We start from the raw sequence: 12,114 nt of genomic DNA, 5'->3' as shown, positions 1-12,114 counted from the left end.
GCCCGCTCGGCACCTCCCCACGCAGACACGCGAGACGCGAGAAGAGATTCACACCATGGCGAACATCTCCGCCGCGGACGTCAAGAAGCTCCGTGAGCTCACCGGCGCCGGCATGATGGACTGCAAGAAGGCGCTCGACGAGGCCGAGGGCAACGTCGAGAAGGCCGTCGAGCTGCTTCGTATCAAGGGCCAGAAGGGCGTCGCCAAGCGCGAGGGCCGTGACGCCTCCAACGGCGCCGTCACCGCGCTGATCGCCGAGGGTGCCAACTCCGGCGTCCTGGTCGAGCTGAACTGCGAGACCGACTTCGTCGCCAAGGGCGGCCGGTTCGTCGAGGTCGCCAACGCGATCGCCGCCCACGTCGCCGCCACCTCCCCGGCCGACCTGGACGCCGCGCTGGCCTCCGAGATCGTCGCCGGCCAGACCGTCCAGCAGTTCGTGGACGAGGCCAACGCGACCCTGGGCGAGAAGATCGTCTTCCGTCGCTTCGCGCAGTTCGAGGGCGACGGCTTCGTCGGCGTCTACCTGCACAAGTCGGACCCGGACCTCCCGCCGACCATCGGTGTCCTCGTCGAGCTCGACAAGGAGAACGCCGAGGTCGCCAAGGACATCGCGCAGCACATCGCCGCGTTCGGTCCGAAGTACCTGTCGCGCGAGGAGATCCCGGCCGAGGACATCGAGAACGAGCGTCGGGTCGCCGAGGCCACCGCGCGTGAGGAGGGCAAGCCCGAGGCTGCCCTGCCGAAGATCGTCGAGGGTCGCGTCACCGGCTTCGTCAAGGAGAACTCCGTTCTGGAGCAGGCCTTCGCGAAGGACAGCAAGAAGACCGTCGCCAAGGTGCTCGAGGAGAACGGCGTCGCCCTCAAGCGCTTCGCCCGCTTCCGCGTCGGCGCCTGACCCACGTTCCACCGCGGTTCCCGCCTAAGGTAGGAACCGCCCGGCCGTCCAGCAGGACGGCCCGGAACGCGCCGATCGGGCTCGACCAGCGCCAGGAAGTCAACGGGCGGGCCACGTCGGCACCATGAACGACGAGGAGGCCATTGCCGTGCAGGACACCGTACCGGTTCCCGCGGCAGTGGCCTCCTTGCGTGTACGCGCAGGTCAGGGGCCCGGCAGTGCCCGCCGATGGCCCCGCCTGTGAACCAGTAGGTGGAGAAGGAGAAGTCCATGACGGAGACGCAGGAGCCCGTGCAGGAGAGCAACCGTCGACGGGTTCTGCTCAAGCTGTCCGGTGAGGCGTTCGCCGGCGGCGGCGGCCTCGGCGTCGATCCGGACGTCGTGCACAAGATCGCCCGCGAGATCGCCACGGTGGTCCGCGGCGGCACCGAAGTGGCGATCGTGATCGGCGGTGGCAACTTCTTCCGCGGTGCCGAACTCCAGGTCCGCGGCATGGACCGGGCCCGCTCCGACTACATGGGCATGCTCGGCACCGTGATGAACTGCCTCGCGCTGCAGGACTTCCTGATCAAGGAAGGCATCGAGACCCGGGTCCAGACCGCCATCACGATGGGCCAGGTCGCGGAGCCGTACCTGCCGCTGCGGGCCGTCCGGCACCTGGAGAAGGGCCGCGTGGTCATCTTCGGCGCCGGGATGGGCATGCCGTACTTCTCCACCGACACCACCGCCGTGCAGCGCGCCCTGGAGATCCACGCCGAGGTGCTGCTGATGGGCAAGAACGGCGTCGACGGGGTGTACGACTCGGACCCGCGCACCAACCCCGAGGCGGTCAAGTTCGACTCGCTCGACTACACCGAGGTCATCGCGCGCGACCTCAAGGTGGCCGACCTGACCGCGATCACGCTGTGCAAGGACAACGACCTGCCGATGCTGGTCTTCGAGCTGCTGGCGGAGGGCAATATCGCCCGCGCGGTGAACAGTGAGAAGATCGGCACACTCATCAGCCAGGACTCTGCCCGGGCCTGAGCAGTCGTCACCTGAGCAGCAATCAGCCGTCCGGGGTATTCGCCGGGCGGAACCACAGCAGATGAACGGGACAGGGAGCAGACAGTGACCGACGAGATCCTCTTCGAGGCCGAGGAGAAGATGGACAAGGCCGTCGGGGTCGCCAAGAACGACTTCGCGGCGATCCGGACCGGCCGGGCGCACCCCGCCATGTTCGCCAAGATCTTCGCGGACTACTACGGTGCGCTGACGCCGATCAACCAGCTCGCCTCGTTCTCGGTGCCGGAGCCCCGGATGGCGGTCGTCGCACCGTTCGACAAGACCGCACTGAAGAGCATCGAGACCGCGATCCGCGACTCCGACCTCGGGGTCAACCCGTCCAACGACGGTTCGATCATCCGCGTGGTGCTGCCGGTGCTGACCGAGGAGCGCCGCCGCGAGTACATCAAGCAGGCCCGCGCCAAGGGCGAGGACGCCAAGATCTCGATCCGGGCGATCCGCCGCAAGGCCAAGGACGCGGTCGACAAGCTGGTCAAGGACAGCGAGATCGGCGAGGACGACGGCCGTCGCGCGGAGAAGGAGCTCGACGACACCACGGCGAAGTACGTGGCGCAGATCGACGAGCTGCTGAAGCACAAGGAAGCCGAGCTGCTCGAGGTCTGATGCACGACGTTTCCGGGCGCCGGTCTCCGGCGCCCGACTCCTCTGCTGCGGGTGACCTTGGACCCCAAACGGGTCACTCGCAGCAGCTCCCGGTGTACCGACCCGGCCCCTCGGCACAGACTCCAGTCATGCCGCACCACCCGACCCCGACGTCCGCCCCAGGGCAGGAGACAGCCGTGGCCCAGCCCGACCAGCAGCCCCGCAAGCAGCGCGGTGGCCGCAACCTGCAGGCCGCGATAGGGGTAGGGGTCGGTCTCGGCGCAGTGATCGTCGCCTCGCTGTTCGTGGTGAAGGTGCTCTTCCTCTTCGTGGTCGCCGCCGCGGTCCTGGTCGGCGTGTGGGAGCTGACCAGCCGGCTGGCCGAGCGCAAGGAGATCAGCACGCCGCTGGTCCCGCTGCTGGTGGGCAGCCTGGCGATGCTGGGGGCCGGGTACTGGGCAGGTCCGGAGTGGGCGGCCGCGGCGCTGGCGCTGACCGGGCTCGCGGTGATGGTCTGGCGGATGGGACAGCCGCCGGAGAACTACCTGCGCGACATAACGGCAGGGATCTTCACCGCGTTCTACGTGCCGTTCCTGGCCACCTTCGTGGTGATGATGCTGGCGGCCGACGACGGTCCGCGCCGGATCCTGCTGTTCCTGATCGTCACCATCTGCAGTGACACCGGGGCCTACGCGGTCGGCTACAAGTTCGGGAAGAACAAGCTGGCGCCGACCATCAGCCCGGGCAAGACCCGGGAGGGCCTGGCCGGCGGCATCGGGCTGTCGATGATCGCGGGCGCGCTGCTGATGCAGTACGTGATCGACGACGGCACCTGGTGGCAGGGCCTGATCCTCGGCGCCTGCGCCGCGGTCACGGCGACCCTGGGCGACCTGGCCGAGTCGATGATCAAGCGCGACCTCGGCATCAAGGACATGGGGACGCTGCTGCCCGGCCACGGCGGCATCATGGACCGGCTCGACTCGCTGCTGCCGACCGCCCCGGTGGTCTGGCTGCTGCTGGCCGCCTTCGTCGGCAGCTGACGCCGCGTCGGTCCCGGAACCCGGCGACGCAGGAGCCCCGGATGCCACGGCATCCGGGGCTTTGTCGATCTGCGACACTTGATGAACCATGCCTAAGCCCGGAGAACAACACCGGGTCCGGGCGAGCAGGGCCCCTGACCAGCGAGTATGTCGCTGCTCAGGGGCCCTACGTCAGTGCTGGGCCGTGCCTGGGCCGTCAGGCCGCTGAATCGCCCCGCCGGAAGAGCTGGTCCAGAGCCTTCCGGGCCCGGTCCTGACTGTCCGGCATGAGGTGGGCGTACACCCGGAGCGTCAGGGCCGGGTCGGAGTGTCCCAGGTAGTCGCTCACGGCCCGGATGCTCTCCCCAGCATCGAGCAGCACCGACGCGTAGAAGTGCCGCAGGGCGTGCATGCCGTGCTCACGAGCCGACGCGTGGGGCTGTCCGGCCTTCGGCACCGGGATGAGCCCAGCTGCCGCCAGGGCGGGCTTCCAGTCCTGGATGTTGAAGTTGCTGCGCCAGACCGGCCCGCCGGCCGAGTTGCTGAACAGCAGACGGAAGGTCACTTTCGGCCCGTCCGGGGTCCGCATCGGGAGCGTCACGGGGACCGGCTCGAACGACTCCATCTGGGCCTGCAGCGCCTTGACCACCGCACCGGGGAGCGGCACGTCACGGGCCTTGTTGCCTTTCGGCGGAGCGAAGACAGCCTTCCCCCGGATCAGCTTCACCTGTCGCAGGACGCGGACGGTACCGGTCTCGAAGTTCAGCGCGTCGTCGGCCGAGAGACCGATGATCTCGCCCTGCCGCAGCCCGCAGCCCGCGCCCAGGTCGACCATCGCTCGGTACCGCTCGGTCAGCGCTTCCCGGACGGCGAACACCTGTTCCGGGAGCCATGGCGTGACGCGCCTGGCGTCGACGGTCGGAGGCCGGACAGAGTTGGCGCCGCACGGGTTCCGGGCCAGCAGCCCATCGTCCACCGCCGCCGACAGCACCGCGCGCACATCGGAGTAGATGTTCTTGGCGTACCCGCCGGAGATGGGGCTCAGCTCCAGCTCCTTGACCAGCTCCTGGATGTGCGACGGCCGGAAAGAGTCGAGAGGGCGGTTGCCGATCCGGGGGAAGGCGTGCAGCCGGAGCCGGGTCTCCACGAGTACCTGGCTCGACAGGTCGGTGGTCTGCGCCTTGAGCCACTTCTCCCCAAACTGCTGGAACGTCGTCCGGGCTGCCTTCGGGTCGATGTACTGACCGCGCGACATGTCCGCCTCGATGTTGGCCAGCCACTCCTCCGCCTGGCGCTTCTGCCGGTCGGGGAAGGACTTCGACCTCTCGGCACCGTCGGGTCCGACGTAGCGGGCGCGGTAGCGCTGGCCGGTGCCGTGGCGGTCGGTCTTTACGCGCCGCGGCTTGCTGTCGGGGCCGGTCTCAGTCTTGAACCAGCGGTCCTGGATGTGTCCAGCCATGGTCTGTGTCCTCGGGTCAGTGGTGTGGCAGGGAGGGAGGCACCGGGGTGGCGGCGGGTGCGATTTCGGCGGCCGGGCGGAGTTGGCGCGGGGTGCCTCCCTGCCTCCCTGCGCGGTGATCTGCGCTGTTCGGGACGGGTGCTCGGGGCAGGGAGGCGGAGAGGGAGAACTCCCTGCCTCCCTGACGGCTCCCTGGCGTTAGAGCGGTTGTGGCGGGTGGTCAGGAGGGGCTGTGAGCCTGTTTTTGGGCGCGATGGGGGAGGGCCGCTAGCTGCTATCGGCCTGATCAGGTGTGGTCGGGGCGCTACCGGGGGTGCTACCGGTAGCGGGGTGGGGCGCTACAGGTAGCACCGGCTGCCGGGGCGTCAGGCAACCCGCTGGGCCTGGTCGCTGACCCATTGGGCGACGGCGTCGGGGTGGTAGCGCAGGTGGCGGCCGACGCGGAAGCCGGGCGGGCCGGTGCGCTTGCGGCGCCACTGGTAGACGGTCTCCAGCGGGACGCCGAAGAGTGAGGCGACGTCTTCGGGGGTGAGGTAGCGGTCGGGCAGGGGCCGGAGGTTGGCCGGCGGGGTGGTGGGCTGTGCGGTCAGGGCTGTGATGGTGACCTGGCGGCGGGGCATCGGGCGCTCTCCTGCGGTGGGAGTCGGTGGGCCTAGCTCTAGCGGGGGCGGGTGCTAGTTCCCGGGGAGTCAGGGAGTGTCAGCCCGGGTGTCAGCGGCTGTCAGGGCGGGGTGTCAGGTGCGTCAGGCTGGGTGTCAGACGGGGTGTCAGACGCGTCTGACGGGGTCGCGCGCGCGTTACCCGGGGATTCGGGCGGTTGGTGTCAGGAGGTGTCTGACGCGTCAGACACCTGACACCGGATGGGGTGGGCTGTCGGCCGAACAGACAAGAGGAGCACCGGGGGCGGAGCGGGTGCTCCTCTTGTCTGTTCGGGCGGTGCGCCTTGTCGCTTGTCGTGTGGCTTGTCGCGCGGAGGGGGTGTTCTCGGGGCCGGCGGGGTGCTGGGGCTTGTCGGGGCGACAAGCGACAAGCGACAAGACAAGTGCCCGGGGTGGTGCGGTGGCCTGTCGTCTGGCCTGTCTGTCACCTGTCGCCTGTCACCTGTCATCCACAGGTCAGGGCCGGGGGTTACAGGCCCGGGGCGTTCGCGGGAGGCTTCCGGGTGCCTGGGATGACAGGCGACAGTCGGGTGACTGTCGGCTCGCGCGCGTTACCCGGGCTTTGGGGCTGTGCTGCCCGTCGGGTGACTGGCGCCAGTCGGCTGTCAGTGCTGCCCGGGACGGCGCCCGGTGGGCTCGGTGGGGAGCGGGCCCGGGGGCGGGGCCGGGGTGGTGTGCCGGACGTGGTGGCGGGTCTGGCGGGGTGCTGGGTGGTGCTGGTCATGGGGTGCTCCGGTGGTGGAAAGGGTGGAAAGGTTGATAAGGGCTGTGACCTGGGGTTTTGTCGGGTGGAAAGGTGGGTGGAAAGGGGTGCCAGGGGTGGGTGCTGGCCGGGATGGTGGGGCCTGGCACCCCTTTCCACCCGGCCTGGCACCCGGCGTTTGCGCAGGTGGGAGGGCATTCCACCCTTCGCACCCTTTTCACCCGGGGAGCGTCGGCGGCGCGTAGAGGTAGACGGTGCGGTGGCGGCCGTCCCCGGGGACCTGCACGGCGGCGTAGCCGGGCAGTTCGCACAGCCGGGCGGTCAGCTCAGCGCGCTGGGTGGCGTTGCGGCGCTTGAACAGCCGGTACACCTCGTCCCCGGTCAGCCCGCTCGACCCGGCGTTCCTGACCGCACTGGCCAGCTTGTCCAGGTCGGGATCTCCGGTGCTGTTGGCGTCGGTGCCCAGGATGTGGGCGGCGCTGGCGCGGGCGTAGCGGGTGAGGGCCCAGGCGGCGCGCAGGTGCTGTTCGCCGATGCGGTCGGTGTGGTCGAGCAGGGCGTAGACCATGGCGGTCCGCTTGGTGTACGGGGCGGCGCGGGCAGTGAACTCCGCCAGCGGCCCATCCCCGTCCTCATCCCCGGACAGCGCCGGATAGACCTGGTCGCGCCACAACTGGGCCGCATCATCGTCGAGTTGGACCTCTCCGACGCGGCGGGCGTCGTTGAGGACCGAGTACCAGCGGGCGGCCAGGTCGACGATGAGCTGGTCCGGGGCGCCGGGAGCGTCCGGGAGGAGCAGGTTGCGGTGGACGAACACCGGCAGGAACCGGTTGTAGGTGCCCCCGGCCAGCTCGGAGTCCTGCATCTTGGCGCGCAGCTCACGGGGGGAGATGTGGCCGATCAGCGCGATGTGGGGGGCGGTGGAGTGCATCGCCTCGCGGTTCATCACCCCGAGGTCTTCGCCGTTCCACGCCTGCCGCAGCACCCCGCCCAGGGAGGAGCCTTCGCGGCGGGCGCGGGCCATGGTGATGCCGTACTCGGACTCCACCACCCACAGCCGCTTGTCGAGCACTCCGGGCTGCTTCTTCCCCTTCCCCCCGCCGTCGTCGGGGTCGCCGTCGCGCACCGCTTCGATCAGCCCCTCACCCGAGGACAGGCCCGACGGGGTGTTGGTGGCCACGAAGTCCGGGAACGCCGCCTTCAGCAGGCGCTTGACGGTGTTCGACGCGGCGCCCTTCCGGCCGGCAGCCGTGGCGCCGACGGTGAGTGCCCAGATGAGGGCGGGGTGGCGGTCGTTGCCGATCCACAGGAACGGGCCCGGTCCGATGACGGCCCCTCCGGCGGAGAGCAGGTTGACCAGGATGGCGACGGGGTCGGCTTCGGTGGTCGGGTCGAGGGCGTGCACGGTCTCGCCGACCCAGCCGCAGAACACCTCGGGGTCCGGGGTCGGGCCGGGTCGTGCGGGCCGCTCAAGGCCCGGCGCGGGGTCGTAGAGCGGGTTCGCCGCTCGGGTTGGTCGGATGGTGGTCACCTCGGTGGACGGCTGGGTGTCGGTGGTCACGGGCTGCTCCAGCGGTCGGTGGTCAGGGTGGACGGTTCGGTGGTCGGCCGGTGGCCGGGAAGACACCAACTCCCCGGCCGGGTAGGGGCGGGGTGGCGTCTTGCCTTTGGGCCGGTGGGTGGTGGGCTTCGGGCGGCGCTCACGGCGGTCTCCGGTCGGGTCGGTGGACGCTGGTGGTCGGGTATTGGTCGGGCGTGCTGTCCACCGACTGGTCGTGTCGTTGAACGGCCGACTACAGGCCCGACTACAGCGGTCGTGTAGTCGACTACGGGGCCCGTGTAGTCGGGCGTCCGGTCGGGGTCTGACCTGGGATGTAGTCGATGTAGTCGGTGCGGGCCGGATGGGGCGCGGGGCGGGGAAAGCGGCTTTTCCCGCCCCCGTCCTCCCGCAGCCGGGGCAGTTGAGTGGCCGTGAGTGCCGGGCCGGGGTACGTGTACCCGGGGGTGTATCCGGTGCGGGTACACCCGGCGGGTACACCGGGTACGGCAGCCGGGTACACCCGGGTACGGCGGGTAGGGCTGCCGGGTACGTGGTGGACGGTCGGGTGTCCACCGGTCAGATGTGGCCCGCGAGTGCGGCGGGCAGGTGGTTGGCGGCGAGGTAGGCGCGGAAGCCGTCGAGGGGGAACCGGACCAGGCCCCGGCCGTTGCCGACGCGGTAGGACGACAGGACGCCGCTGCGGGCCATCCGGTAGACGGTCTCCGACGACAGCTCCAGCAAGGCGGCGATCTGAGGGGCGGTCAGGTACTCAGCGGACGGCATGGTGGTGGCCGGGGTGCTCACGGTCTCTCCAAGGGGGTGTGTGGATCTGATCGGATGGAATGGCTTTCGCAGGTCAGCATCGGTTCGCTGATCGGCGGCTGATCGGTTCCTGATTGGCGGAGCCGCCGATCGGCAGCCGATGCCGGCCGATGGGAATCCGATCGGGATCCGATCGCTGGCCAATCAGGTGAGCGCTCCGTGAGTGCCGGTGAGCGCCGGTGAGCGGGGCTGAGCGGCGCTCACCGGCCGCCGGTCCGTGGGTGGCCGGGAGGCTCTTAGGGGAGGGGTAGGCAGGGCCCGACTCCTGCCCTAAGAGCCGTCTGTGTCCGGTGCCCAGCCGGGCTGGGCGGCCTGGCAGCCAGCGACCGGGCCCAGCCGCACGGGGATGTTGTGGTCCTTCAGGTAGGCACGGAAGGCGGACCGTTCGATCCGGATGCCGGAGCCGATCCGGTAGTGCGGCAGGCGGCCGGAGTTCACCTCGCGGTGGACGGTCCACTTCGTCGTGCCCAGGGCAGCGGCGATCTGCTTCACCTGCAACGGCTCGTCCGAGTCGAAGCCGACCAGCTCGGCCAGCAGCACGGAGGCCACCACAACGCCGTTGGTGTTCACACGGCCCGCCCAGCACCGCGCGGGGCCCGCAGGGCGGCACGCTGCGCGCGCTCGGCCAGCCGCTGCTGCCGGTGAGTGCTCTCGCGCAGGTGCAGCTCCGGGCTGTCCGGCACGCTGGCACCGAGGAACCTCTCCCCGGAGCCGGTGTTGACCACCAGCGGCGTGGACAGCGAGTGCATGTAGCCGTGCTGACGGGCCGTCCGCAGGCAGTACCGGCGCCGGTTGAAGTCCGGCAGCCACCGCTTGAGCAGTGCCCGACGCTCCCGCTGCTGCGGCGTGACCGGGCGGTTGTCCCACCGGCCCTGCTCCTCGTGCAGCGCGTCCGCCAGGTCCTCCAGCAGCTCCACGGGCACGAGGGCGGCGCCCTGGGCGACCAGGGCGGAGACGTCAGCGGCGGGAATGTCGTCCGCCGACGAGTCGGCCGCCGGACGGCGCGGGAACAACTCCTCACCGACCAGGTGCAGCGCCACCGCCCGCTCCCAGGCGGTCATCCGCCGCGAGTAGGCGTGGCTGTACCAGTGGCCCACCACCAGCTCGTGAGCGTCGGCCCACGCGTCGGCCACATCGCCGTTGGACCAGGCGGTCACGTCCAGGTGCACCATGTCCCGCGCCGCCCGGTCGATCCCCGACACACCCAGCACGTTCACCGCCACCCGCAGACGACCCGCCAGCTCCGAGAACGCCGACCCCGGGTCCTCATCCACCGACATGACCTGACCCTCGTACAGGGCCGTGGCGACCTGGAGCCGGTTCAGTTCCAACCCGCACACCGGCACCAACGGGTACCGACGCCCCGGCAACCGCCGGTCAACCACCGACAGACCCCCGGACAACGGGGCTGACACTCGTGCACCTACAGACAGAACAGGCATGATGGAACTCCCTGCATAGGGGCGGGGAGCGATGACTTGACTTGGCGGTTTGGGCATCGCTTCCCCGCAGCATGGCTAGGCGACTCCCCACGTCAAGGGGGGTTGCCTTCCTGGGGTCGAGCTTATGGCAACCCCCCTTGCGTGCGTCAAGCCCCTTCACCCGATACGCTTGTCTGGCTGAGTTGGACCCGTGGCTGGAGGCGAACGAGGGTGATCGAGATTCAGGGGCTCACTGAGCTGTCTGACCCTGCGGAGCGTGCGCGGCGGGCTGGTGGCCTGATCGACGAGCACCAGGCCAGCATCCTGGAACTGTCCCGCATTCGTCGCGAGGCCCTAGAGGAGCTGCTGTCGGCCGGCATGACGCAGGTGCAGATCGCTGGACAGATCGGGATGACCAGGGCGCGCGTGGGGCAGCTCCTGTCTTCGGGGCCTCGGCCGGAGCGCATCTTTCTTGGTAGTGGCGAACTCACTGTGGCGCTCGGTGGGAAGCGAGAGGCCGAAAAGCCGAAGCTGGTGGTTTCCGCCGAAATGCTTGCCGGGTATGAGCGGATTTCTGAGCTTGCGCGCAATCTGAACTTGAAGACGCACAATGAGGTTGTCCCTCCGCCGGGAATGGTCAACTTGAACCGGCCGAACCTAATCGTTGTCGGAAGTCCAAGAATCCTTCCTTTTGTGGGACAGGTTCTCGAATCAGATGCAAGCCTCGGCTTTGAGAGCGATGAACGAGGTTGGTATCTTGTCGACCGCGTGGCTGGCATGGAGTTTCGCTCGCCGATTGGCAATGAGAAGCAGAGTGATTACGCCTATATCGGACGACTTCCTCGGCCGGATGGCAAGGGCACGTTTCTATACCTTGCTGGGATTCACGGCCCGGGGACTCTTGGGGCGACTCAGTTCCTGGAAGCCAACCTGGAGAAGCTGTATCGCGAGGTCAAAACCCGCCGGTTCTCCTTGCTTGTGAAGTGTAATCTCGACGAGCACACAGGGAACGTTGAGAGCGTCGACCAGGTGACGCCGCTCTACAAGCACGAGGGGGTTTCCTGATGTGGGTGGTTTGCGATTCTAATCCTGGGACGCCAGGTAAGGCGAACGAGGATTGGCTCTCTGGTGGCTCTGACCTCCTTGTGGTCCTTGATGGTGCGACAGCACGCACGGACACTGGCTGTATTCATGGTGTTTCATGGTTTGTTGAGCAGTTGGGCTCCGCGATTCGTGAGTTTGCGGCAGACCGTGGCTGCACGCTTGAACGTTCCCTAACAATGGCGATTGAGCGGGTCGCTGGGCGCCATCCACAGTGTGACTTGTCCCATCCGGGCAGTCCGTCTGCGGCTGTTGGAATTGTGCGTACGGGGGAAGCGCTGGAGTACCTGGTGCTAGGAGACGTAACCCTGGCAATTGTTGATGCCGACCAAATCTCAATTGTGACCGATCAGCGCGTAAGCGCTACCGCCCGCGCAGCCAGAGACCAGGCTGACCGTTACCCGATCGGGGCACCTGAGAAGCAAGCAGCTCTCCTGCAGATGAAGGCCGGAGAGCTGGCGGCCAAGAACAAGGACGGCGGCTACTGGATTGCGACGTCGGAGCCGTCCGGAGTGGAGCATGCTCTGACTGGGACGGTCCCCGTTATTGGGGTCCGAGAGGTAGCGGTGCTTACCGACGGAGCCGCGCGAATCGTGGACCTGTTCGCAGCTGCGGACTGGACTGGCGTGCTGAATACGTTGCGAGGCGGCGATGGGCCGGCCGCACTGATCCGCTTGACGCGGGAACTTGAGGACTCCGATCCCGTCGGCGAGCGATGGCCTCGCAACAAGAAAAGCGATGATGCGTCAGTGGTCTACGCCCGCTTTGAAGATGCACCTGGCACCTAGAGTTCGCAGCCCTGTCTAGAGCGAAAAGCGAATTGTAGGTACCGATATCGATTCCGAGGG

At 68.5% G+C, this 12,114-nt stretch carries 12 protein-coding genes; 6 read left to right on the top strand and 6 right to left on the bottom strand.

From position 1 onward, the window contains the following. Positions 1-55: 55 nt before the first annotated feature. From tsf to ABT118_RS30300, 4 genes are all read left to right on the top strand, one after another. Complete coding sequence (gene tsf / locus ABT118_RS30315) at positions 56-895, top strand: translation elongation factor Ts (RefSeq protein ID WP_350676008.1); 840 nt, start codon at positions 56-58, stop codon at positions 893-895. A gap of 270 nt (positions 896-1,165) precedes the next feature. Then, positions 1,166-1,921 (top strand): UMP kinase, encoded by a 756-nt coding sequence (pyrH, locus tag ABT118_RS30310; RefSeq protein WP_350676002.1) that lies wholly within the window; start codon positions 1,166-1,168, stop codon positions 1,919-1,921. A 120-nt stretch (positions 1,922-2,041) separates the two neighbouring features. After that, a complete protein-coding gene (gene frr / locus ABT118_RS30305) occupies positions 2,042-2,563 on the top strand; it encodes a ribosome recycling factor (protein WP_502884728.1) in 522 nt (173 codons plus the stop codon). Next, positions 2,563-3,582, top strand: coding sequence for a phosphatidate cytidylyltransferase (locus tag ABT118_RS30300; protein WP_502884723.1), 1,020 nt, complete (start codon positions 2,563-2,565; stop codon positions 3,580-3,582). The genes frr and ABT118_RS30300 overlap by 1 nt, the downstream gene beginning before the upstream one ends. A gap of 196 nt (positions 3,583-3,778) precedes the next feature. On the opposite strand, the gene ABT118_RS30295 is transcribed toward ABT118_RS30300, so the two are convergent. The 6 genes from ABT118_RS30295 to ABT118_RS30270 form a co-directional block, all read right to left on the bottom strand. Beyond that, positions 3,779-5,020, bottom strand: coding sequence for a tyrosine-type recombinase/integrase (locus tag ABT118_RS30295; RefSeq protein ID WP_350675984.1), 1,242 nt, complete (start codon positions 5,018-5,020; stop codon positions 3,779-3,781). Between the two features lie 365 nt (positions 5,021-5,385). Continuing rightward, positions 5,386-5,640: a helix-turn-helix domain-containing protein gene (locus ABT118_RS30290; protein ID WP_350675977.1), complete on the bottom strand. Its 255-nt coding sequence runs from the start codon at positions 5,638-5,640 to the stop codon at positions 5,386-5,388. Positions 5,641-6,599: 959 nt separating this feature from the next. Beyond that, positions 6,600-7,943: a DUF3987 domain-containing protein gene (locus tag ABT118_RS30285; protein ID WP_350675970.1), complete on the bottom strand. Its 1,344-nt coding sequence runs from the start codon at positions 7,941-7,943 to the stop codon at positions 6,600-6,602. 555 nt (positions 7,944-8,498) lie between these two features. Further along, entirely contained in the window at positions 8,499-8,726 is a 228-nt protein-coding gene (locus ABT118_RS30280; protein WP_350675963.1) for a helix-turn-helix domain-containing protein, read from the bottom strand. Between the two features lie 288 nt (positions 8,727-9,014). Continuing rightward, a complete protein-coding gene (locus ABT118_RS30275; RefSeq protein ID WP_350675958.1) occupies positions 9,015-9,314 on the bottom strand; it encodes a helix-turn-helix domain-containing protein in 300 nt (99 codons plus the stop codon). Continuing rightward, positions 9,311-10,024, bottom strand: coding sequence for a hypothetical protein (locus tag ABT118_RS30270; RefSeq protein ID WP_350675949.1), 714 nt, complete (start codon positions 10,022-10,024; stop codon positions 9,311-9,313). The genes ABT118_RS30275 and ABT118_RS30270 overlap by 4 nt, the downstream gene beginning before the upstream one ends. 372 nt (positions 10,025-10,396) lie before the next feature. On the opposite strand from ABT118_RS30270, the gene ABT118_RS30265 reads away from it, so the two are divergent. After that, entirely contained in the window at positions 10,397-11,230 is an 834-nt protein-coding gene (locus ABT118_RS30265; protein WP_350675945.1) for a sigma-70 family RNA polymerase sigma factor, read from the top strand. Next, positions 11,230-12,054, top strand: a complete 825-nt coding sequence (locus ABT118_RS32795) for a protein phosphatase 2C domain-containing protein (RefSeq protein ID WP_502884722.1) — start codon at positions 11,230-11,232, stop codon at positions 12,052-12,054. Before ABT118_RS30265 ends, ABT118_RS32795 begins: the two co-directional genes overlap by 1 nt. The last annotated feature ends 60 nt before the right edge of the window (positions 12,055-12,114 follow it).

It is taken from the genome of Kitasatospora sp. NPDC002040 (genome assembly GCF_040296785.1).
GTDB lineage: Bacteria > Actinomycetota > Actinomycetes > Streptomycetales > Streptomycetaceae > Kitasatospora.
Note: the sequence above shows the minus strand (reverse complement) of the source record. Positions and strands in the feature narration are given on the sequence as shown.